Here is a 21,544-nt window from a genome sequence, read left to right on the forward strand (position 1 = left end):
CGAGGATTATACCTGAGCTATGACCTCACGCGCCAGTTGAGGTCGGGTTTGATGCGCAAACATTGCGGCTTAAAAGGTCGCGCAGTTGATTTTTCTCTTCGGCACTCAACTCACTTTGACGCGCTTTTCGAAGAAGTTGTTCCAGATTTCGCTCGCGTTGGCGGGCTGACAAGCTAGTAATGGTGTCGAAAAACTGTTGTTCAAGGTTATCTCCATCAATCAGCCATTCCTTTTCTGCCAGCGCTTTTAGCAGTCGGCCCTGTTCAGTGCCGTGCCAACGCGCAATCAGTTGAAATGAGTTTAGCTTGGGATTCTTCTGTACGGCTTCGAGCAGGGCGACCAGCAGTTGCGTGTTAGTGTGGTCTTCGGCCGCAAAGTGCCCGGCATCCTCGACTTTTTCAGCCAGTTGCGGGTGATGCAGCAGCGTGCGCAAGGCGGCCAGGGTGGGTGGCTCTACAGCGGCCGGTACCCGTGGCGCGCGCGGTTGATCGCGATCGCCGCCGCGTTTGCCGTTCTTGTCCCACGGTTTCTTGTCCCATTTCTTCCCGCCAGCGCCAGGTTTCTTCGGCGTCCATTCCTGTTGCGGCACATACATCTCTTGCGCCTGCGGCTGATGGTAGTCGCTGTAATCCGGCATGGCGTCATAATCAATGCCCGGGTCATACGCCGGTGGTGCTTCCTGAGGTGCGCTCTGCACCAGTTGACTCACGGCTTCACCGCTGAGTCCGGTAATTTCGGTCAAGCGCTGGCGCATCAGAGTACGCAGGTTGGCACCCGGGATTTTGTCGATCAGTGGCGCGGCGAGGGTGGCCATGTGGGCCTTGCCTTCAAGCGAGCGCGGGTCCGATTCTTCGGTCAGTTGTTGGAAAAAATAATCGGCCAATGGCTGCGCATGCTGGTTGATTCGCGCACGGAAGGCGTCAGTGCCTTCGGAGCGGACCAGTGTGTCCGGGTCTTCGCCTTCGGGCAGGAATAAAAAGCGTGCCCGCCGTCCGTCCTGCAAGCTCGGCAACGTCGCTTCCAGCGCGCGCCATGCAGCGTTGCGGCCGGCCTGGTCGCCGTCGAAGCAGAACAGTACGTTGGGTACGACGCGAAACAGTCGCTTCAAGTGCTCTTCGCTAGTGGCGGTGCCCAGGGTTGCCACGGCATTGCGCAGGCCTTGCTGGGCGAGGGCGATGACGTCCATGTAGCCTTCGACGACGATGATTTCGTCGAGGTTGCGGTTGTTCTTGCGTGCTTCATAAAGGCCGTAGAGTTCCTGACCTTTATGGAAAACCGGGGTTTCCGGTGAGTTCAGGTATTTCGGCTTGTCGTCGCCCAGCACCCGACCGCCGAAGGCGATAATGCGCCCGCGGCTGTCGCGGATCGGGAACATCACGCGATCGCGGAAGCGGTCGTAGCGCTTGCCGGTTTCAGCGTTCTCCACCAGCAGGCCGGCATCGATCATGGCCTTTTGCTGCAGGGTGTCGCTGCTCAGGTGCTTGAACAGATTGTCCCAGCCGGGCGGGGCGAAGCCGAGGCCAAAGTCCCGGGCGATCTCGCCGGTCAATCCACGACCTTTCAAGTAATCCACAGCTGCTTTGCGCGCCGGATGGCTTTTCAGGGCCTGGCGGTAAAAATCGGCGGCAGCGGTGAGCAGCGGATACAGCGGCGAATCGGTGGGCTGCCGTGGTTTGTGCGGTCGGCCGCCTTCTTCGCGGGGGATCTCCATGCCGGCGGCTTTGGCCAGTTCTTCGACAGCCTGGGGGAAGTCCAGGTTGTCGTGGTCCATGATGAAGCCGAGGGCGTTGCCGCCAGCGCCGCAGCCGAAGCAGTAATAGAACTGTTTGTCGGGGCTGACGCTGAAGGAGGGGGTTTTTTCTTTGTGAAACGGGCAGCAGGCGGTGTAGTTCTTGCCGGCTTTTTTCATTTGCAGGCGCGAGCTGACCACATCGACGATGTCGGTGCGGTTCAGAAGGTCGTCAATGAAGCTCTGGGGAATTAGCCCGGCCATGGCGTTCTCGTCATCTGCGCTGAAATGGACCCGAAACGAAGTGCGGCCGAACGCTGGTCATTGTTTGAGGCGCGCAGGGTGTGCGGCTCGACCGGTGTCGTCTGCGTAATCGCTGTCGGGAAGTGTATCTGCCGAAAATCCACTGACGTTAGTACCAATCAGCATTCGACTATATGAAAGTGTTTCGCTGAATCCGGCGACGGCCAATTAATGGCTTCGGATAGCTCATAAGCGGACACACAAGAAGGTGTCTTGGGCTGATCGTCGTGAGAGGAATCAGTGGGTGTGCTCGTCAGTAGCCTTGAAAGGCTCGTCAGAAAAGACGTGCACCGCTGGCAAAAGAGCCAGGTCTGACGCTGTGAAGCAGGTTTGTCTCGGTCGCGTCTGCGGCTTTGACGGTGAAGCATCAAGCGTTGTCCGCAAATGCCATTAGCCCGGCTGAGGGCCGGGCTTGGCAGAAGCTTGCTACGATCGTCTGTGTATTAGTACAGACGAACGGCGCGGCGCTGTTCGCGCTGTACTTTCTTGGCGTGACGCTTAACAGCGGCTGCTGCTTTACGCTTACGCTCAGAAGTAGGCTTCTCGTAAAATTCGCGGCTACGAACTTCAGCCAGTACACCGGCTTTTTCGCAGGAGCGCTTGAAACGACGCAGAGCTACGTCGAAGGGTTCGTTCTCTTTAACTTTGACGGCTGGCATCCAGAGCTACCTTCATTCATTACCGGGGTCAACATCCTCGCGGCAAAAGAGCACTTGAAGACGTCGGTTTTTAAGGGTTGCGGATGTTAACCCCTCATCGCTCGGAATGCAAAGCCTCTGATCGAAAACCGCTGGTCGGGGCATCACGCGACGACTATTATGCGCGCCTTCGAATTCAGCCTCTACAAGGCGCAAACCCATGCTAGTACTGGGATTAGAAACCTCTTGCGACGAAACCGGTGTCGCACTTTACGACAGTGAACGCGGGTTGTTGGCCGATGCGCTGTTCAGTCAGATCGACCTGCATCGCGCCTATGGCGGCGTTGTGCCGGAGCTGGCATCGCGCGATCACGTCAAGCGCATGCTGCCCTTGATCCGTCAGGTGCTGGCAGAGGCCGACTGCGTGCCGACCGAGATCGACGCCATCGCTTATACCGCCGGTCCCGGCCTGGTCGGAGCCCTGCTCGTAGGGGCTTCCTGCGCTCAGGCGCTGGCTTTTGCCTGGGGTATCCCGGCGCTGGGTGTGCACCACATGGAAGGTCACTTGCTGGCGCCGATGCTGGAGCCGCAACCACCGCAGTTTCCGTTCGTCGCTTTGTTGGTCTCGGGCGGTCATACGCAGCTGGTTCAGGTCGACGGGATCGGTCAGTACACGCTCTTGGGCGAGACCCTCGACGATGCCGCCGGTGAAGCGTTCGACAAAACTGCAAAAATGATGGGCCTCAATTATCCGGGCGGCCCGGAGATTGCTCGTCTGGCGGCGCAAGGCGTTGACGGACGTTTCGTCTTCCCGCGTCCGATGTGTGATCGTCCAGGCCTGGCGTTTAGCTTCAGCGGTTTGAAAACCTTCGCCTTGAACACCTGGCAGCAATGCGTCAGCGCCGGGGACGACGGCGATCAAGCCCGTTGCGACATCTCGCTGGCGTTCCAGCAGGCTGTGGTGGAGACTTTGACCATCAAGTGCAAGCGAGCCCTTAAGCAGGCCGGCATGAAGCGTCTGGTGATCGCTGGTGGCGTCAGCGCCAACAAGGCGTTGCGTACGTCACTGGAAAAAATGCTCGGTGACATGAAGGGTGATGTGTTTTATGCCCGTCCAGAGTTCTGCACCGATAACGGTGCGATGATTGCATTTGCCGGCTGCCAGCGCTTGCAGGCTGGTCAGCACGAAAGCCTGGCAATCAGCGTGCAGGCGCGTTGGCCGATGGAGCAGTTGTCGGCGTTGTGATGAGTGGCGCTCACGTGCGGTATTTAAAAATGCCGTTCGCGCCCGGCAAACAGGTCGCGTAGATTGCCGCGATGACGCCAGACGATCAGCCCCGTGAGCGCGCTTATGGGCAGCAGTGCCGCCGGTTCTTGCCAGGCGAGCAGCGGCAGGGTCAGGGGAGTGGCAATCAGGGCGGCGAGTGAGCTGGTGCGGGTCAGGTAGAACGTCAGCAGCCAGGCACAGACCGCCAGCAGCGCAGCGGGTGGATAGAGCCCCAGCAGCATGCCGGCCGCGGTGGCGACACCCTTGCCGCCGCGAAAGCGGAAGTACAGTGGGAACAGGTGACCGATGACGGCACAGACGCCGATCCAGGCTTGCTCCTGCAGTGAAAGGCCCATTGCACCTGCGACCAGCACTGGTAGCAGGCCTTTGCAGAGGTCGCCGAGCAAGGTCAGGATGGCGAGTTTCTTGCCGGCCAGGCGCAACATATTGGTGGCACCGGCATTGCCCGAGCCACCCATTCGCGGATCGGGGTTACCGGTCAGGCGGCTGAGCAAAATGGCGAAGGACAGAGAGCCGAGCAGGTAGGCGAAAATCGCCAGTGACCAAAACATGCTAACTATTCCGGGCGAGGACGCCCTGATTCTAACGGCGCATTGCGCCCTTGTCGTGCAGCGGAGAGAAGTGCTTGGACAGAGTGTTTATCGAGGGCCTGGAAGTCGACACCGTGATTGGTGCCTACGACTGGGAGCGAGGCATCCGACAGTGTCTGCGACTTGATCTGAGCTTCGCCTGGGACAATCGTCCGGCCGCTGCGGGTGATGACCTGACCCTGGCGCTCGACTATGCGAGCGTTTCGTCACGCATCCAGGCTTTTGCCGAGCAGGCACAGTTCCAGCTGGTCGAGACCTTTGCCGAGCGTCTGGTTGAAGTCCTGATGAGTGAATTCAAAATCACCTGGATGCACCTCAAACTGACCAAGCCAGGTGCCGTTCCGGCGGCCAAGGGCGTGGGTGTGGAGATCGAGCGCGGATGTCGCTGACTCAGGTGTATCTTGGGCTCGGTAGCAACATCGAGCGCGAATCCCATTTGCAGGCTGGCCTGGACGCCCTGGCGGGGTTCCTGGTGAATGTGCGCTGCTCGGCGGTGTTCGAAAGCCAGCCGGTGGGGATAAAGAGCGGGCCGTTTTTCAACTTTGTGGTCTCGGCTTATACCGATCTACCGCTGATGGAGCTGGATCGACGGCTGAAATTCATCGAAGCGGATAACGGCCGTTACGCGCCGGACCGCAAGGGCTTGCCGCTGGATATCGACGTGCTGCTGTTCGGCGATCTGGTAGGTAACTTCGATGGTTTGATCTTGCCCAGGGCAGAGATTCTGAAGAATGCCTTCGTGCTGTGGCCGTTGTCGCTGATTGCGCCGGACAGAGTGCATCCGGGCGTAGGAAAAAGCTTTGCGACCTTGTGGAGCGAGGCGCGGATCGACCAGGTGTTGGCGCCGGTGGCTTTTGAGTGGCGTGGCCAGCAGTTGACCCCTTCGAATTTGCTGTGAGGCGGATGACGCCATCGCGGGCAAGCCCGCTCCCACAGGTTCTATGCAAAACCCTGTGGGATCGGGCTTGCCCGCGATGCTTTCAAACTGACGCTGCGTCTTTGTAAGCCTTCAACGCCTTGAGCCGCTCGCGCTTGATCGCCTCGCCCAATTCCGGCCCCTTGAAGCCCTTCTCCAGCAATGGCTGAACCGCCACGTTTCGCGCCGCAGTCGCCGCGCCACGCAAATAATCCGCCTGTGGATAATTTCGCTGTTCCAGGCCTTTGCGCCCTCGAGCGTCCATTTCACACGCCGCGATAAACTCTTCAAAGCGCTGAGGTCGACGATAGACATCGAAACTCTGCAGCAACTCCAGCAAGGTTGACGGTTTCAGCTCCAGAGCCCGGTGGCCATGGGTGTGATACTCGCCCACCAGCAGGGCCAATTCCTGACAATCCCTCGGTGCCTTGAAGCGCTCGTTAACCGCTTTAATCAGATTCAGGCCTTTGTGTTCGTGGGCGATGTGGCGGGGCCACTCCTCCTCGGGCGTTAATCCTTTGCCCAAATCATGCAGCAGGCAGGCCCAGCGCACGGTCAGCGGTTGTTTGTGCAGCGCCGCTTGCTCAAGCACGCTCAGGGTATGCACGCCTGTGTCGATTTCCGGGTGATGGGCTTCGGGTTGCGGTACGCCGAACAGCGCATCGACTTCCGGCATCAGCACTTTGAGCGCACCGCACGCGCGCAGCACCTGGATGAACACCTGGGGCTGATCTTCCATTAGCGCACGGGAGATTTCTTTCCAGCTGCGTTCCGCGGTCAGCGCCTCCAGTTCACCCGACTCGCTGAGTTGCCGCATCAGCTCCAGTGTTTCGGGGGCGACGGTGAAACCCAGTCCCGCATAACGCGCGGCGAAGCGGGCAACGCGCAGAACACGGAGAGGATCTTCGGCGAACGCGGGGGAAACGTGACGAAGCAGGCGAGCCTCGAGATCCCGCTGGCCATGGTAGGGGTCCGTCAGGTTCTGCTCATCGTCTTCGGCCATGGCGTTGATCGTCAGGTCGCGACGAATCAGGTCTTCTTCGAGCGTGACTTCGGGGCTGGCGTGAAAGGTGAAGCCGCCGTAACCGCGCCCGCTTTTGCGCTCAGTGCGGGCGAGGGCGTATTCCTCGCCGCTTTTGGGGTGAAGAAACACCGGAAAATCCGCACCCACCGGGCGAAAGCCTTTGGCGAGCATTTCTTCGGTGGTGGCGCCTACCACGACCCAGTCGATATCGGTGACAGGCTTGCCCAGCAGGCGATCGCGTACCGCGCCACCGACTTTATAAATCTGCATAAAAAACCTCCGTTAGCCCGACAGAATAACCTTTGCGTCGAACTTCCGGAGGTCGAAACAGGATCAAAGATGAATGACAGCCAAGTCTAACCGGCCGTAGTCCCCTTCGCCGTGTTCGCTTCTGGGTGGAACATGGTGGGTTTTCACCACCTGATCCCCTTGCAGGGTTTCCAGGTGAATGTCGAAGCCCCAGAGTCGGTGCAGGTGCTTGAGCACTTCCTCGGTGGAATCGCCGAGCGGCTTGCGGTCGTGCTGCTGGTGACGCAAGGTCAGCGAGCGGTCGCCACGCCGGTCGATGCTGTAGATCTGGATGTTGGGTTCGCGATTGCCCAGGTTGTATTGCGCCGCCAGGGTTTCGCGAATGGTTCGATAGCCCTCTTCGTCGTGGATCGCCGGAACCAGCAGATCATCCTTCTGATCGTCATCGAGGATGCTGAACAGCTTCAGGTCGCGGATCACCTTGGGTGACAGGTACTGAAGAATGAAGCTCTCGTCCTTGAAGCTGCTCATGGCGAATTTGATGCTGGGCAGCCAGTCGGTGCCGGCGATTTCCGGGAACCAGCGGTAGTCCTCTTCGGTAGGTTGTTCGCATATCCGCCGGATATCGCGATACATGGCAAAGCCGAGGGTGTAGGGGTTGATTCCGCTGTAGTAGGGGCTGTCGAAGCCCGGCTGAAAGACCACGCTGGTATGGGACGTCAGGAACTCCATCATGAAGCCATCGGTGACCAGGCCTTCGTCATACAAGTCGTTCATCAAGGTGTAGTGCCAGAAGGTGGCCCAGCCTTCGTTCATCACCTGGGTTTGGCGCTGTGGATAAAAATACTGGGCGATCTTGCGCACGATCCGCACGATTTCACGTTGCCAGGGCTCCAGCAGCGGGGCGTGTTTCTCAATGAAATACAGGATGTTTTCCTGAGGCTCGGCGGGGAAGCGCGCGTTGTCCTTGTCGCTGAACTTGTCCGCGCCTTTTGGAATGGTCCGCCACAAATCGTTGATCTGCTTCTGCAGATGCTCTTCCCGATCCTTCTGCCGACGGCGTTCTTCTTCGGCGGAAATCGGATAAGGGCGTTTGTAACGGTCGACCCCGTAATTCATCAGCGCATGGCAGGAATCGAGCAAGTCCTCTACCGCGTCGATACCGTGGCGTTCTTCGCACTGCATGATGTACTGCTTGGCGAACACCAGGTAATCGATGATCGAGCTGGCGTCGGTCCAGGTGCGGAACAGGTAATTACCCTTGAAGAAGCTGTTGTGGCCATAGCAGGCGTGAGCCACCACCAGGGCCTGCATGCAGATGGTGTTTTCTTCCATCAGATAGGCGATGCAAGGGTCTGAGTTGATCACAATCTCGTAGGCCAGCCCCATCTGGCCGCGGCTGTAGGATTTTTCGGTACTTAGGAAGTGTTTGCCATAGGACCAATGGTGATAACCCAAGGGCATGCCCACAGAGGCGTAGGCGTCCATCATCTGTTCGGCGGTGATTACTTCGATCTGGTTGGGGTAGGTATCGAGCGCGTAGCGGGCCGCGAGACGACTGATTTCGCGGTCGTAGGCCTGGATCAGCTCGAAGGTCCATTCTGAGCCGGTGGAAATGGGTTGGCGCTTTTGCTCTTTGGCGGTCATGTCACTAACCTGCGCTGGAAGAGTTCACGGAAGACCGGATAGATATCCCCGGCCGAGACCAGTTGCTGCTGGGCAAAAGTGTCAGAGAAGGCTTCGGCGATGCGTTCGTATTCGAACCACAGGGCCTGGTGTTCGCGCGGGGTTATCTCAACATAAGTGTAGTACTGCACGAACGGCATGATCTGGTTGATCAGGATGTCGCGGCAGATCGGCGAGTCGTCGTTCCAGTTGTCACCGTCGGACGCCTGGGCCGCATAGATATTCCACTCATTGCTCGGATAACGCTCGGCCATGATCTCCTGCATCAGTTTCAGGGCGCTGGAAACGATGGTGCCGCCGGTTTCCCGGGAGTAGAAAAACTCCTCCTCATCCACTTCGCGGGCACTGGTGTGGTGGCGGATGAATACGACGTCGATTTTGTCGTAGTTCCGTTTGAGGAACAGGTACAGCAGGATGAAGAAGCGTTTGGCGATGTCCTTGGTCGCCTGGGTCATGGAGCCGGACACGTCCATCAGGCAGAACATCACTGCTTTGGAGCTGGGGTTTGGCTGCTTGATCAGCAGGTTGTACTTGAGGTCGAAGGTGTCGAGAAACGGTACTCGATGAATGCGCGCGCTGAGTTTCTCGATTTCTGCTTCGAGCTCCTGAATGTCGCCAAAGTTGTCCGGCTCCTCTCGTCTAAGTCGCTCCAGCTCTTCTTTGACTTCGCGCAGTTTGGCGCGGCTGCTGCCGGACAGGGCAATACGCCGGGCATGGGCCGAACGAAGCGTGCGGATAATGTTGATCCGTGACGGGTTGCCTTCATTGCTGATGCCCGCGCGTACGGTCTTGAAGGTGTCGGTGCCGGTCAGGTGACGTTTGACCAGATTAGGCAGCTCAAGGTCTTCGAACATGAACTCGAGGAATTCTTCCTGGGTGATCTGGAAGACGAACTCGTCCATCCCTTCACCCGAGTTGCCGGCTTTGCCGGGGCCTCTGCCGCCGCCACCTCCGGGTGGACGGGCAATGTGCTCGCCGCTGATGAACTCCTTGTTGCCCGGGTGCACGATGGTCTGCTTGCCGCCCCGGCCATGGTGAAGTACCGGCTCGTCGATGTCGCGGCCGGGAATGCTGATTTGCTCGCCGTGTTCCATATCGGTAATGGAACGCCGGCTGACCGCCTCTTCGACGGCCTTTTTGATGTGATCACGGTAGCGCCGCAGAAACCGCTGACGGTTTACCGTGCTCTTGTTCTTGCCATTGAGACGTCGGTCGATCACATAGCTCATGACTGCTCCTTAGAAGCTGTCCTGAAAGGGGCGAGCGGTTATGCAGCATCGACTCTGTGCCAAGGGATGTTCACGCTCCCCCAAGCGCTTCTGGATGCCGCCTGAACCTCGTTACCGACTTTCGAACACCTCCCAGAGGTCTGTGTAACAGAAAAAGCGTACACAGGCCTCTGGCTAACGACAACCGGTCTGACCGGCAGCGGGTTACTGTGATTTTCTGACTCGCAGGTACCACTCGGACAGCAGTCGTACCTGTTTGTCGGTGTAGCCCCGCTCGACCATCCGTGTGACGAAGTCGTTGTGCTTCTGCTGGTCCTCTTTGCTGGCCTTGGCATTGAAGCTGATGACCGGCAGCAAGTCCTCGGTGTTGGAGAACATTTTCTTCTCGATGACCACCCGCAGTTTTTCGTAGCTGAGCCAGGTTGGGTTCTTGCCGTTGTTGTTGGCACGGGCGCGCAGTACGAAGTTGACGATTTCGTTGCGGAAATCCTTCGGATTGCTGATGCCGGCCGGCTTCTCGATTTTCTCCAGTTCCTCGTTCAGGGCTACGCGGTTGAGAATCTCGCCGGTTTCCGGATCGCGGTATTCCTGATCCTGAATCCAGAAGTCGGCGTACAGCACGTAGCGATCGAAGATGTTCTGGCCGTACTCGCTGTAAGACTCGAGGTAGGCTGTCTGGATCTCCTTGCCGATGAATTCGATATAACGCGGCGCCAGGTACTCTTTCAGGAAACGCAGATAGCGTTCGCGGGTCTCGGCCTGGAATTGTTCCTGTTCGATCTGCTGTTCCAGCACGTAGAGCAGATGCACTGGGTTGGCGGCGATTTCGTGGGGGTCGAAGTTGAAGACCTTCGACAGAATCTTGAACGCGAAACGGGTCGACAGACCGTTCATGCCTTCGTCGACACCTGCTGCGTCGCGGTACTCCTGGATCGACTTGGCTTTCGGATCGGTGTCCTTGAGGTTCTCGCCGTCATACACACGCATCTTGGAGTAGATGTTGGAGTTTTCCGGCTCCTTGAGGCGCGAGAGCACGGTGAACTGAGCGAGCATCTTCAGGGTGTCTGGCGCGCAATGGGCCTTGGCCAGCGAGCTGTTGAACAGCAGCTTGTCGTAGATCTTCACCTCGTCGCTGACACGTAGGCAGTACGGCACTTTGACGATATAGATCCGGTCGATGAACGCTTCGTTGTTCTTGTTGTTCCTGAAGGTGTGCCACTCCGATTCGTTGGAGTGGGCCAGCAGGATCCCGGTGAACGGAATCGCCCCCAGGCCTTCGGTACTGTTGTAGTTGCCTTCCTGAGTGGCCGTCAGCAATGGGTGCAGCACCTTGATCGGTGCCTTGAACATTTCGACGAATTCCATCAGGCCCTGGTTGGCCCGGCACAGTGCCCCCGAATAGCTGTAGGCATCGGCGTCGTTCTGCGGGAACTCTTCCAGTTTGCGAATATCAACCTTGCCCACCAGTGCCGAGATGTCCTGGTTGTTTTCGTCGCCCGGCTCGGTTTTCGCAACTGCAATCTGGTTGAGGATCGACGGATAGAGTTTCACCACCCGGAACTGGCTGATGTCGCCGCCGAATTCGGCCAGGCGCTTGGTAGCCCATGGCGACATGATGGTGTTGAGGTAGCGCCGGGGAATGCCGAAGTCTTCCTCGAGTATCGCGCCATCTTCAGTGGCGTTGAACAGACCCAGTGGCGACTCGAAAACCGGTGAGCCCTTGATGGCGTAAAAGGGCACTTTCTCGATCAGCTGTTTAAGCTTTTCGGCCAAAGATGATTTGCCGCCACCGACCGGGCCAAGCAGGTAGAGGATCTGTTTCTTTTCCTCCAGGCCCTGAGCGGCATGACGGAAATACGACACGATCTGGTCGATGCATTCTTCCATCCCATGGAAGTCTTCAAAGGCCGGATAGCGACGGATCACCTTGTTGGAAAAAATTCGCGACAGCCTCGAGTTGGTCGAGGTGTCGAGCAGCTCCGGCTCCCCGATGGCCAGCAGTAGACGCTCGGCGGCGGAGGCGTAGGCGCTGCGGTCCTTTTTGCACAGTTCCAGGTACTCCTGCAGGGAGAGTTCTTCCTGGCGTGTGGACTCGAAGCGTTGTTGGAAGTGGCTAAAGATACTCATGACGTCACCTCGCTCGATACGTGGAGTCGACGCCGGATCACTCAGTCGATACTGGCAGCAACCGGACAGGCAGTCGCTGTTTACCCCCCAGAACTCTTCCGGAGCTTACTACTCCGAAAGCTACTCCCGATGACCCGTGCGCCGGTGTACCGGCTCTCCCCTGTTTTGGATGGCCTGCGCTTAAGGATAGTTGGGAATTCGGGAGGTAAAGGCAAGATACGTAATTAGTTGTGGCAGACCGTTCGTCTGTGATCGCGCTAGCCCACGGGGGCCGGGGCTTGCGCATTACAAAATAATTATTCGGAAGCGCCTTGCGCCGTTTCCGAAGGATAGATCGTACGCCACAGCTCAAAACCGCCGTCCATGCTGTAGACGTCGGAGAAGCCCTGGCTAATCAGGTAAGCAGCCGCGCCCTGACTGGAATTTCCGTGATAACAGACCACTACCGTGGGCGCGTCCAGATCGGCGCCCTGAATGAAAGCATGCAGAGAATGGTTATCCAGATGCTTTGAACCTGCGATGTGCAGCGCGGCAAACGTTGCCGGGTCGCGGACATCGACCACCACCGCGCCTTGTTCGCGCAGGGCTTGGGCCTGTTCTGGGGGGATACGTTTGAATTCGCTCATGGCGGGCTCCTGTGGCTCGGCTGAAAGCGCAGTCTAGCGCGGGGCGCTGGCTGACGTTTGTTCGGGAATAGAGGTGGCGACTGCCGGTCGTACGTGGCCATGGGCGTCGCATTTGCATTGCAGGCGCTCGAAGGTGTCGACGTTCATCAGAGTCATGGTGCCACCCCAGACGCAACCGGTGTCGAGTGCAAACAGACCCGGTTCGTTGCACTGGCCTTCGAGCGCCGCCCAATGGCCGAAGATGATCTTCAGGCCTTTGGTCTTACGTTCCTTGTGGACGAACCACGGCGCATAACCCGGCGGTGCGGTGTCGATGCCTTCCTTGCCCTTGAGGTCGAGTTTGCCGTCGCTGGTGCAGAAACGCATCCGGGTGAAGTAGTTGGTGATGACTCGCAGGCGGGCCGCGCCTTTGAGGTCGCTGTCCCACTTCACGGGTTCGTTGCCGTACATGCCGTCAAGGTAAGGTGCGAAGCGGTTGTCATCGCGCAGGGCTTCTTCGACTTCGGCGGCGCATTTCAAGGCTTTGCGCAGCGACCATTGTGGCGGGATGCCGGCATGGACCAGGGCGATATCGCGCTGTTCGTCGTAGTGCATGAGCTTTTGTTGGCGAACCCACTCCAGCAGGTCCGCACGATCGGGTGCTTCAAGAATTTCGCGCAGGGTGTCGGCTTTCTTCAGGCGCTCGATGTTTTGCCCGACGGCCAGCAAGTGCAGGTCATGGTTGCCAAGTACGCAGACCAGCGACTCGCGGATGCTATAGAGGAAGCGCAAGGTTTCCAGTGACTGTGGGCCACGGTTGATGAGGTCGCCCACCAGCCACAAGCGATCCCGCGTTGGGTCGAAGGCCACTTGCTTGAGCAGGCATTTGAGCGGTTCAAGGCAACCCTGTACATCACCGACGGCATACGTCGCCATCAGTGCAACGCCCCGGGTACCGCCAGACGGAACGGCGCGATGATGGCGTCGAAGTGCTTACCGTCTTCGGCGAGCATCTCGTAGGTGCCCTGCATCGTCCCGACCTTGGACGTCATGACGGTGCCGCTGCTGTAGGTGTGGCTCTTGCCAGCGTCGATCAACGGCTGCTGGCCGACAACGCCTGCACCGCGAACCTCCTCGACATGGCCGTCTCCGTCGGTGATGACCCAATGCCGCGAAAGCAGTTTGGCGGGTAGCAGGCCATTGTTCTGCACAGTGATGGTGTAGGCGAAGGCAAAGCGGTTGTGCTCGGGTTGCGATTGTTCTGCCAGATAGCGGGTGACGACGCTGACGTCGACCTGATAACGAGGATCGGACATGCAAGAGGCCTTAAATCAAAGCGGGACGCGGGGCGTAGCTGATACAAATCAGTCTAGGCCAAGTATCGGGTAGTAAACCAGAGTGGCGTCCTACCCGATAGCGCTCATCGCCTGTCAGTCGGTGGCAGGCTTTTGCAGGACTTGTTCGCTGAGCTTGTCGGCCAGGCGCACGAAGGCGGCCAGGTCGAGCTGCTCGGGGCGCAGGCTGCCATCGACGCCGGCGGCTTCGATTTCGGCATTGCTCAGCAATAGTTTCAGCGTGTTGCGCAGGGTTTTGCGGCGCTGGTTGAAGGCTTCACGCACAACGCGCTCCAACAGGCGATGGTCCTTGGCCGGGTGCGGCAGTACCGCGTGGGGTACCAGGCGCACGATCGCGGAGTCGACTTTGGGCGGAGGATTGAACGCACCCGGGCCGACGTTGAACAGATGCTCGACCCGGCAATGGTACTGAACCATGATCGACAGACGACCCCAGTCACCACCACCCGGACCCGCCGCCAGACGTTCGACCACTTCCTTTTGCAGCATGAAGTGCATGTCGCGAATCAGGTTGGCGTTGTGCAGCAGATGAAAGATCAGCGGCGTAGAGATGTTGTACGGCAGGTTACCGACCACACGCAGGCTGTTTGGTGCGGCGTTCAGACTGTTGAAGTCAAACTTCAGCGCATCGCCCTGATGCAGGTTGAAGTTGCTCTTGCCGGCGAACTGCTGGTTGAGGATCGGGATCAGGTCCTTGTCCAGTTCCACGACGTCCAGTTGGGCGCCGCTGTTGAGCAGGCCAGCGGTCAGTGCACCCTGGCCCGGACCGATTTCCAGCAGGCGGTCTTCAGGTTTAGCGTGAATGGAGCGCAGGATGCGGTCGATAACGCCGGCATCGTGCAGGAAGTTCTGGCCGAAGCGCTTGCGCGCCCGGTGTTGGTAATGCTCGGTCATAAACGGGTCTCGGCCATCTGGTAGGCGGTTTCCAGGGCGACTTGCAGGCTGCCGGTGTCGATGTTGCCGCTGCCGGCCAGGTCCAGGGCGGTGCCATGGTCGACCGAGGTGCGGATAATCGGCAAGCCGAGGGTTACGTTGACTGCCGCGCCGAAGCCTTTGTATTTCAGCACAGGCAAGCCCTGGTCGTGGTACATCGCCAGCACCGCGTCGCAGTGCTCCAGATATTTGGGGGTAAACAGAGTGTCGGCGGGCAGGGGGCCGCGAAGGTCCATGCCCTCGCCGCGCAGGCGCTCTAATGTAGGTTCGATGATGTCGATTTCTTCATGGCCCAGATGACCGCCTTCACCGGCGTGCGGGTTAAGCCCGCAAACCAGGATGCGTGGCTGGGCGATGCCGAACTTTTCTTTCAGGTCGGCGTGCAGAATCCGTGTGACCCGCTCCAGGCGCTCTGGCGTGATTGCGTCGGCAATCTCGCGAAGAGGCAGGTGAGTGGTGACTAGCGCCACGCGCAAGCCGCGGGTGGCGAGCATCATTACCACTTGTGCGGTGTGTGTCAGGTCAGCGAGAAACTCCGTGTGCCCGGAAAAAGCGATCCCGGATTCATTGATCACGCCCTTGTGCACCGGAGCGGTGATCATGCCGGCGAAATGCCCGTCAAGGCAGCCTTGCCCAGCGCGGGTCAGGGTTTCCAGAACGAAAGCCGCATTGGCCTTGTCCAGTTGCCCGGCGGTGACCTTGGCGTTGAGAGGCGTATCCCACACATACAGGCTGTTGGTGGGAGCAGGAGCATCCGGCCAGCTGTCCGGCGTTACCGGCAGCAGATCGACCACCACGCCCAGCTGCGCGGCCCGCTCAATGAGCAGGTCGCGGCTGGTGATGGCAATCAGGGGATGTGGCTGGGCTTGCGAGGCGAGCAGCAGGCACAGGTCGGGACCTATGCCGGCTGGTTCGCCGGGGGTCAGCGCGAAACGCTTGGGTTTCACTGCGTTGCCTGGTCTGCACCAGGGAGTTTGATTTCTACGTACGCTTCGTCACGGATCTGACGCAGCCAGGTTTGCAGCTCTTCGTCGTACTTGCGGTTACGCAGTACGGTCATCGCTTGCTGCTCACGGGCCTGAGCGGTGCTGTCGGTGGCGCGGCGGCCAAGGACTTCCAGTACGTGCCAGCCATATTGGGTCTTGAACGGCTTGGACAGCTGACCTTGCGGGGTCTTGGCCATCACTTCGCGGAATTCAGGCACCAGCGCGTTCGGGTCGATCCAGTTCAGGTCGCCGCCGTTGAGGGCGGAACCCGGATCCTCCGAGAAGCTTTTCGCCAGCTCGCCGAAATCTTCGCCCGCTTCGATACGGGTATAGAGCGACTGAGCCAGGGCCTTGGTTTTTTCTTCGTCGCGGATCGGGCTCGGTTTGACCAGGATGTGCCGCACGTGTACTTCGTCACGCACCTGGGCTTCACCGCCACGCTTGTCGAGGATCTTCAGGATAATAAAGCCGCCCGGTGTGCGCATTGGCTGGGTTACGTCGCCAACGGCCATGGTGCCCAGCAGGCGATCGAACGGAGGTGGCAGTTGAGCAGCTTTACGCCAGCCCATGTCGCCGCCTTCCAGTGCAGTTTCGCTGGCGGATTTGGCGATTGCCAACTGACCGAAGTCAGCGCCTTGCTTGAGCTGCTGGTAAACCGCGTCGGCTTGTTTGGCGGCATTCTGAATCGCGTCGGAGTTGGCGCTTTCCGGCGTAGGAATCAGGATGTTGGCCAGACGAAACTCTTCGGACAACTGCATTTTGCCCAGGTCGGATGCCAGGAAGTTCTTCACTTCCTGCTCGGACACCTGGATGCGTTCCGCCACACGGCGCTGACGCACACGGCTGATGATCATTTCGCGGCGGATTTGGTCGCGGGCGGCGTCATAAGACAGGCCGTCGCGAGCCAGAGCGGCGCGGAATTGTTCGATCGACATGTTGTTGCGCTGGGCAATGGTGCCGACGGCCTGATTCAGCTCTTCATCGGTAATGCGGATGCCGGAACGCTCGCCGATCTGCAATTGCAGGTTTTCGACGATCAGACGCTCGAGCACCTGCTGATCCAGTACGCCGGCTGGCGGTACGGCAGCACCGCGTTTGGCGATGGTTTGCTGAACTTCGTGGACACGCTGATCCAGCTGGCTCTGCATGACCACGTCGTTGTCGACGATGGCCACCACTTTGTCGATGGGCTGTACCGCGGCGTTGGCCGCGGTACCCAGGAACAACGCGCCCAGCATCAGCGGGCGCAGACAATCAGAAAGCTTGGTCTTCACGTTCACGATAACCTTGGATGCCTTTGTCGAGGAAACTCTCTACTTTGGCGCCGGTGAGGCCGCCGAGTCCCTTCAGAACAATTTGGAGGAAGACGCCGTGGTCGCCTTTTTCGTTTTGTGGAGCTTCCTGACTGAATTCGTCATAGGAAACCCAGTAACGGTTGATCAGGCGTAGTTTCCAGCAGCAGTTGTCGTACTCGAAACCACCAAAGGCTTCCAGGGTACGGTTGCGGTTGTAGTCATACTGCCAGCGGCTGATGGCGTTCCATTGCGGCACGATCGGCCAGATCACCGAGAAGTCGTGCTGTTTGATCTTGTAGTAATCCTTCACGTAGCCAGGTTGGCCAGGAGTGCCGTAGTCACCGCCGCCCACCGACCATTTACCGCTGTTCTGGTCATAACGAACCTGGTCATTGCGATAGCGATAACCGGCGTTGATGACCTTGTTCGGGTTGTCTTCTGGTTGGTAGTGGAACATCGCGCTGCCCGAGCGAGGGCTGCGGCTGTCCGGGTCCCAGTTGTAATCGGCGGTGGTGCGCCAGTCACGGTTCCAGCGATATTCGTACTCCAGCGCATAAGGCGAAACGTTGGCTTGAGCATCGGCGCGGGTTTTTGCATCGATACCTGGCAACTGAACTTCGCGGTCCTTGAAGTACAAGGCCTGGCCGACGCTGATACGTTGACGTTCGAAGCCACTGTCTTCGATCCAGCGGCTGGTCACGCCCAAGGACAGTTTGTTCTCGTCGCCGACACGGTCGGAGCCGGAGAAGCGATTGTCACGGAACAGCGAGGCGTAGTTGAAGGTGTATTCGCTGGTGTCGAATACCGGAATATCCTTCTGGTCTTCCTCGGGTACATAGAGGTAGAACAGGCGCGGTTCGAGGGTCTGGCGATAATTCTTGCCAAACCATTGGGTATTGCGATCGAAATACAGGCCGCTGTCGATACTGGCAATCGGCACGCCACGGTTCTGGTTGCTGCCGAAATGACCATTGAAGTTTTCAGTCCCGGCTGCCGCTGCGGCTTGATCCTGGGCCACGATTTGGCTTTTGCCAGTACCATCCAGATCCAGTTGGTACTGGGTGTATTGGTACTTGAGCGATGGCTTGAGGAAGCCATAGGTCCAGTTCAGTGGCAGGCTGACAGCCGGTTTGAGATTCAAGCGGTCGCCGTTGGCACGTGCCAGGCCTTGAACGTTGTTGTCAAGACGCGATGCGACGGTGCCGTCTTCGTTTACGAAGTCGCCGTTCTTCAAATCACGCTCAAACCGCACAACCTCAGTCTCGTAATCAAAATTCAGCCCTTCCGGATGATACGGCAGCTGACCATTGAAGGTGATCTGCGGCAAACGGTCGTACGGCGTGATGTTCGAAACAGTCGCCAGCTGATAAGCCTGGGCGTTCAAGCGAGCGATGTAGCTGTCGCCACGATAGGTGACAGAGCCCTGCTGGTTCACGTAGTCAGCGCTTTTCACGCCAATCTGGTCAGTCTGCAGATCCTGGAAGTAATACGGATCGCTGATCTTGGTGTAGTCGACTTGCGTAAAGACGCGCGAGTCGAGGCCACCCTTGTGCTGCCAGTTGTACATGTAGCGGTTTTTTTCGTAGTCGGTCTGCTTGCTGCGATCGGTATCTTCGTCGTTGAGGTACGCGGCGCCGAACTGGCCTTCGCTGGACTTGGTCAGGTAGCGGAATTCGCCTTCCATCAACAGGCCGTGCTTGGCCATGTAACGCGGGTACAACGTGGCGTCGTAGTTTGGCGCCAGGTTGAAGTAGTACGGAGTGACCAGCATGAAGCCGGTATCGCTGCCGGTGCCGATGGTCGGCGGCAGGAAGCCGGACTGGCGACGGTCATCGATCGGGAAATAGATGTACGGCGTGTACAGAATCGGAATGTCCTTGACCCGCAGCGTCACGTTGGTCGCGGTACCGAAACCGGTGGCCGGGTTCAAGGTGATGTTGTTGCCCTTGAGCTGCCAGGCATTGCTATTCGGTTCGCACGTGGTGTACGTACCGTCCTTGAGGCGGATGATCGCGTTCTCGGCACGTTTGGCGTACAGCGCGTTACCGCGGATGCGCGACTTGTGCATTACGTATTCGGCGTTGTCGACCTTGGCTTCACCGGTGTCGAGCTGCACGTCGGCGTGATCGCCCACGATCAGCGCACCATTGTCGCGAATGCGCACGTTGCCGGCCAGTTCGCCACGGCTCTCGGCCTGGTACAGGTTCGCTTCGTCGGCTTCGACCTGCATGCTGCCCTGACGCATGACAACGTCACCGGCCAGGGTCGCGACCTGCTCTTCCTGCTTGTAGCGGGAGGCCTTGGCGCCGATAAAGGTTGGAGCGTCACTTTTATTCGTCTTGTCGTTCATGCCAGGACGAATCGGTTCGATATAGGAACCAGAGCAGTAAGGACCGGTTTCGGCCAATTGCGCTGCGGTGAGCTTCTCGCGCGGAACCCAGTCGAGGTGGCTGTAGTCTTCACTACGCGACTTCAGGCCGCGGCCCTTGGACTCGGTAACCAGCACAGGCTTGGCGCCGGTGTCTTCGCTGGAGGTGGTGCCTGCCGGGGTTTCGCCAGTGGCGGAAACTGCGCTGCCATCATGGACGGGCCGCGGCGGCAATGCAGCGGCCGGCGCCTTTGGCGCACAGTCCCAGGCACCCGAAGCAGAGACTGAGCAGTCATACTGTTCCGCGGCGACCACGAACGACGTGGCCAGGGGTTGCAGGGCCAGCAGACTGCCGGTAACCAACAACGGAAATTTTTTACGAAACGCGGGGGATTTCAATGCCATCTTATTAGTCCGGGCTTCCTGCGTGCCATCTGCCCGCGGTGTGGGCCGCACGCCTCTCGATGGTCTGAAAAAGATGCTGGATAATAAAGCATGACCCGCTTGACGGCTAGCGCCGTCGGAGACCCTTGCAATGCCTGACCAAGATGTACGCTTGCAACACCTGAAAGTTTGGCTTGATGAACAGTCGGCTATCCTCTTTGCAGAACAAGGTTGGGGCACTGTGCCCCCGGCCACGTTGACCGCGGCCAGTAGCGACGCGAGTTTTCGGCGCTATTTCCGCTGGGAAGGCGCAGGCCGAAGTTTCGTCGTGATGGACGCGCCGCCACCCCAGGAAAACTGCAAACCCTTTGTGGATATCGCTTTTCTGCTGGCGAAATCCGGCATAAACGTGCCGAAAATTTATGCCGAAGACCTCGAACGCGGTTTTCTTTTGCTCAATGACCTGGGCAACAAGACTTATCTGGACGTGATCGACAGCGAAAATGCCGACGATTTGTTCAAGGATGCCCTGCAGGCGTTGTTGGCTTTCCAGCAGTTGCCGATGGTGGCGCCGCTGCCGAGTTATGACGTGGCGCTGCTGCGTCGCGAGCTCGAACTGTTCCCCGAGTGGTACGTGAAACGCGAACTGGGCATCGAACTCGACCCGGCGCAGCAAGTGCTCTGGCAGCAGGTCAGCGACCTGCTGATTGACAGCGCTCTGGCTCAGCCCAAAGTCCTGGTGCATCGCGACTACATGCCGCGCAACCTGATGATCAGCGAGCCGAACCCAGGCGTGCTGGATTTCCAGGACGCGGTCTACGGGCCGGTGACCTATGACGTGACCTGCCTGTTCAAGGACGCGTTCATCAGTTGGCCAGAAGAGCGCGTGCGCGGCTGGCTGCAAGATTACTGGCAGCAAGCTGCTGCGCTCGAGATCCCGGTTCAGCCTGACTTTGAAGAATTCCTGCGCGCCAGCGATCTGATGGGCGTACAGCGTCACTTGAAAGTCATCGGCATCTTCGCCCGCATCTGCCATCGCGACGGCAAGCCACGTTACCTCGGTGATGTGCCGCGCTTCTTTGCTTATATAGACGCGGTCATCGCCCGTCGCCCTGAACTGGCGGAGCTGGATGTATTGCTGGCCAGTCTGCGTGTTGGAGCGAAGGCATGAAGGCGATGATTCTGGCAGCGGGTAAAGGCGAGCGCATGCGCCCGCTGACCCTGACCACGCCAAAACCGCTGGTTCGCGCCGGCGGAGCACCCTTGATCGAGTATCACCTGCACGCCCTGGCGGCAGCCGGGTTTACCGAGATCGTGATCAACCATGCCTGGCTCGGTCAGCAGATCGAAGATTATCTGGGTGATGGCTCGCGGTATGGTGTGAGTATTCAATACTCGCCGGAAGGTGAACCGCTGGAAACCGGTGGAGGTATTTTCCGAGCGTTGCCGTTGCTGGGTGATGAGGCTTTTGTGGTGGTCAACGGCGACATCTGGACTGACTACGACTTCAGCGTGTTGCACCAGCCCATCGTCGGACTCGCCCATTTGATCCTGGCGGACAACCCGGCGCACCACCCGAGCGGGGATTTCACCCTGGTCGACGGCCATGTGCAGGACGGTCGGCCGGATACATCAACCCTGACCTACAGCGGCATCGCCGTGTTGCACCCGCAGCTGTTTGACGGTTGCTCGGCCGGGGCCTTCAAGCTTGCGCCGCTGCTGCGCAAAGCCATGGCCGATGGGCAAGTAACGGGCGAACGCCTGAATGGGCATTGGGTGGACGTCGGCACCCACGAGCGTCTGGCTGAAGTAGAAACCTTGATAGAAGCGAGACACTGA

At 58.9% G+C, this 21,544-nt stretch carries 19 protein-coding genes; 5 read left to right on the forward strand and 14 right to left on the reverse strand.

Features of this window, described 5'->3' with window-relative positions; translation table 11 throughout:
* Positions 1-25: 25 nt before the first annotated feature.
* Together dnaG and rpsU are read right to left on the reverse strand one after the other, a co-directional pair.
* Entirely contained in the window at positions 26-1,993 is a 1,968-nt protein-coding gene (gene dnaG / locus J3D54_RS11060) for a DNA primase (protein WP_253418036.1), read from the reverse strand.
* A gap of 482 nt (positions 1,994-2,475) precedes the next feature.
* Positions 2,476-2,691: a 30S ribosomal protein S21 gene (rpsU, locus tag J3D54_RS11065; RefSeq protein WP_002551877.1), complete on the reverse strand. Its 216-nt coding sequence runs from the start codon at positions 2,689-2,691 to the stop codon at positions 2,476-2,478.
* Between the two features lie 199 nt (positions 2,692-2,890).
* Between rpsU and tsaD the strand changes: the two genes are divergently transcribed.
* On the forward strand, positions 2,891-3,916 hold the full coding sequence (gene tsaD / locus J3D54_RS11070) for a tRNA (adenosine(37)-N6)-threonylcarbamoyltransferase complex transferase subunit TsaD (protein ID WP_253418038.1): 1,026 nt from the start codon (positions 2,891-2,893) through the stop codon (positions 3,914-3,916).
* Between the two features lie 23 nt (positions 3,917-3,939).
* On the opposite strand, the gene plsY is transcribed toward tsaD, so the two are convergent.
* Positions 3,940-4,509 (reverse strand): glycerol-3-phosphate 1-O-acyltransferase PlsY, encoded by a 570-nt coding sequence (gene plsY / locus J3D54_RS11075; RefSeq protein ID WP_253418040.1) that lies wholly within the window; start codon positions 4,507-4,509, stop codon positions 3,940-3,942.
* A gap of 74 nt (positions 4,510-4,583) precedes the next feature.
* Here plsY and folB point away from each other — a divergent pair, with 74 nt between their 5' ends.
* Together folB and folK are read left to right on the forward strand one after the other, a co-directional pair.
* Positions 4,584-4,937 carry a dihydroneopterin aldolase gene (gene folB, locus J3D54_RS11080; RefSeq protein ID WP_253418042.1) on the forward strand — a complete coding sequence of 118 codons (354 nt, stop codon included), beginning with the start codon at positions 4,584-4,586 and terminating at the stop codon, positions 4,935-4,937.
* A complete protein-coding gene (folK, locus tag J3D54_RS11085) occupies positions 4,928-5,446 on the forward strand; it encodes a 2-amino-4-hydroxy-6-hydroxymethyldihydropteridine diphosphokinase (protein WP_253418044.1) in 519 nt (172 codons plus the stop codon). Before folB ends, folK begins: the two co-directional genes overlap by 10 nt.
* A gap of 82 nt (positions 5,447-5,528) precedes the next feature.
* Here the strand turns inward: folK and J3D54_RS11090 are convergent, their stop codons facing one another.
* From J3D54_RS11090 to J3D54_RS11140, 11 genes are all read right to left on the reverse strand, one after another.
* Complete coding sequence (locus tag J3D54_RS11090; protein ID WP_253418046.1) at positions 5,529-6,758, reverse strand: multifunctional CCA addition/repair protein; 1,230 nt, start codon at positions 6,756-6,758, stop codon at positions 5,529-5,531.
* Positions 6,759-6,821: 63 nt separating this feature from the next.
* Positions 6,822-8,384, reverse strand: a complete 1,563-nt coding sequence (locus J3D54_RS11095; RefSeq protein WP_253418047.1) for a SpoVR family protein — start codon at positions 8,382-8,384, stop codon at positions 6,822-6,824.
* Complete coding sequence (locus tag J3D54_RS11100) at positions 8,381-9,652, reverse strand: YeaH/YhbH family protein (protein ID WP_253418048.1); 1,272 nt, start codon at positions 9,650-9,652, stop codon at positions 8,381-8,383. Before J3D54_RS11100 ends, J3D54_RS11095 begins: the two co-directional genes overlap by 4 nt.
* Positions 9,653-9,856: 204 nt before the next feature.
* Positions 9,857-11,779 (reverse strand): PrkA family serine protein kinase, encoded by a 1,923-nt coding sequence (locus J3D54_RS11105; RefSeq protein ID WP_253418049.1) that lies wholly within the window; start codon positions 11,777-11,779, stop codon positions 9,857-9,859.
* A 296-nt stretch (positions 11,780-12,075) separates the two neighbouring features.
* Positions 12,076-12,405, reverse strand: coding sequence for a thiosulfate sulfurtransferase GlpE (gene glpE / locus J3D54_RS11110; protein ID WP_253418050.1), 330 nt, complete (start codon positions 12,403-12,405; stop codon positions 12,076-12,078).
* A gap of 33 nt (positions 12,406-12,438) precedes the next feature.
* Positions 12,439-13,320 (reverse strand): symmetrical bis(5'-nucleosyl)-tetraphosphatase, encoded by an 882-nt coding sequence (locus tag J3D54_RS11115; RefSeq protein ID WP_253418051.1) that lies wholly within the window; start codon positions 13,318-13,320, stop codon positions 12,439-12,441.
* Positions 13,320-13,700, reverse strand: coding sequence for a Co2+/Mg2+ efflux protein ApaG (apaG, locus tag J3D54_RS11120; RefSeq protein WP_253418052.1), 381 nt, complete (start codon positions 13,698-13,700; stop codon positions 13,320-13,322). Before apaG ends, J3D54_RS11115 begins: the two co-directional genes overlap by 1 nt.
* Before the next feature lie 114 nt (positions 13,701-13,814).
* On the reverse strand, positions 13,815-14,633 hold the full coding sequence (gene rsmA / locus J3D54_RS11125; protein ID WP_019650336.1) for a 16S rRNA (adenine(1518)-N(6)/adenine(1519)-N(6))-dimethyltransferase RsmA: 819 nt from the start codon (positions 14,631-14,633) through the stop codon (positions 13,815-13,817).
* Positions 14,630-15,619, reverse strand: coding sequence for a 4-hydroxythreonine-4-phosphate dehydrogenase PdxA (pdxA, locus tag J3D54_RS11130; RefSeq protein WP_253418053.1), 990 nt, complete (start codon positions 15,617-15,619; stop codon positions 14,630-14,632). The genes rsmA and pdxA overlap by 4 nt, the downstream gene beginning before the upstream one ends.
* Positions 15,616-16,932, reverse strand: coding sequence for a peptidylprolyl isomerase SurA (gene surA / locus J3D54_RS11135; protein ID WP_253418055.1), 1,317 nt, complete (start codon positions 16,930-16,932; stop codon positions 15,616-15,618). The genes pdxA and surA overlap by 4 nt, the downstream gene beginning before the upstream one ends.
* The gene (locus J3D54_RS11140) at positions 16,913-19,726 is read right to left on the reverse strand and encodes an LPS-assembly protein LptD (protein WP_253418058.1); all 2,814 of its coding nucleotides are present in this window, start codon (positions 19,724-19,726) and stop codon (positions 16,913-16,915) included. Before J3D54_RS11140 ends, surA begins: the two co-directional genes overlap by 20 nt.
* Positions 19,727-19,856: 130 nt before the next feature.
* Between J3D54_RS11140 and J3D54_RS11145 the strand changes: the two genes are divergently transcribed.
* Positions 19,857-20,876: an aminoglycoside phosphotransferase family protein gene (locus J3D54_RS11145; RefSeq protein WP_253418060.1), complete on the forward strand. Its 1,020-nt coding sequence runs from the start codon at positions 19,857-19,859 to the stop codon at positions 20,874-20,876.
* Complete coding sequence (gene murU, locus J3D54_RS11150; RefSeq protein WP_253418062.1) at positions 20,873-21,544, forward strand: N-acetylmuramate alpha-1-phosphate uridylyltransferase MurU; 672 nt, start codon at positions 20,873-20,875, stop codon at positions 21,542-21,544. Before J3D54_RS11145 ends, murU begins: the two co-directional genes overlap by 4 nt.

Source organism: Pseudomonas sp. GGS8 (assembly GCF_024168645.1).
Taxonomy (GTDB): domain Bacteria; phylum Pseudomonadota; class Gammaproteobacteria; order Pseudomonadales; family Pseudomonadaceae; genus Aquipseudomonas.

Excerpts from the sequence above, each read along its gene's own strand:
- dnaG (WP_253418036.1), bottom strand. The coding sequence starts at position 1,993 with ATGGCCGGGCTAATTCCCCAGAGCTTCATTGACGACCTTCTGAACCGC.
- rpsU (WP_002551877.1), bottom strand. The coding sequence starts at position 2,691 with ATGCCAGCCGTCAAAGTTAAAGAGAACGAACCCTTCGACGTAGCTCTG.
- tsaD (WP_253418038.1), top strand. The coding sequence starts at position 2,891 with ATGCTAGTACTGGGATTAGAAACCTCTTGCGACGAAACCGGTGTCGCA.
- plsY (WP_253418040.1), bottom strand. The coding sequence starts at position 4,509 with ATGTTTTGGTCACTGGCGATTTTCGCCTACCTGCTCGGCTCTCTGTCC.
- folK (WP_253418044.1), top strand. The coding sequence starts at position 4,928 with ATGTCGCTGACTCAGGTGTATCTTGGGCTCGGTAGCAACATCGAGCGC.
- J3D54_RS11090 (WP_253418046.1), bottom strand. The coding sequence starts at position 6,758 with ATGCAGATTTATAAAGTCGGTGGCGCGGTACGCGATCGCCTGCTGGGC.
- J3D54_RS11095 (WP_253418047.1), bottom strand. The coding sequence starts at position 8,384 with ATGACCGCCAAAGAGCAAAAGCGCCAACCCATTTCCACCGGCTCAGAA.
- J3D54_RS11100 (WP_253418048.1), bottom strand. The coding sequence starts at position 9,652 with ATGAGCTATGTGATCGACCGACGTCTCAATGGCAAGAACAAGAGCACG.
- J3D54_RS11105 (WP_253418049.1), bottom strand. The coding sequence starts at position 11,779 with ATGAGTATCTTTAGCCACTTCCAACAACGCTTCGAGTCCACACGCCAG.
- glpE (WP_253418050.1), bottom strand. The coding sequence starts at position 12,405 with ATGAGCGAATTCAAACGTATCCCCCCAGAACAGGCCCAAGCCCTGCGC.
- J3D54_RS11115 (WP_253418051.1), bottom strand. The coding sequence starts at position 13,320 with ATGGCGACGTATGCCGTCGGTGATGTACAGGGTTGCCTTGAACCGCTC.
- apaG (WP_253418052.1), bottom strand. The coding sequence starts at position 13,700 with ATGTCCGATCCTCGTTATCAGGTCGACGTCAGCGTCGTCACCCGCTAT.
- rsmA (WP_019650336.1), bottom strand. The coding sequence starts at position 14,633 with ATGACCGAGCATTACCAACACCGGGCGCGCAAGCGCTTCGGCCAGAAC.
- J3D54_RS11140 (WP_253418058.1), bottom strand. The coding sequence starts at position 19,726 with ATGGCATTGAAATCCCCCGCGTTTCGTAAAAAATTTCCGTTGTTGGTT.
- J3D54_RS11145 (WP_253418060.1), top strand. The coding sequence starts at position 19,857 with ATGCCTGACCAAGATGTACGCTTGCAACACCTGAAAGTTTGGCTTGAT.
- murU (WP_253418062.1), top strand. The coding sequence starts at position 20,873 with ATGAAGGCGATGATTCTGGCAGCGGGTAAAGGCGAGCGCATGCGCCCG.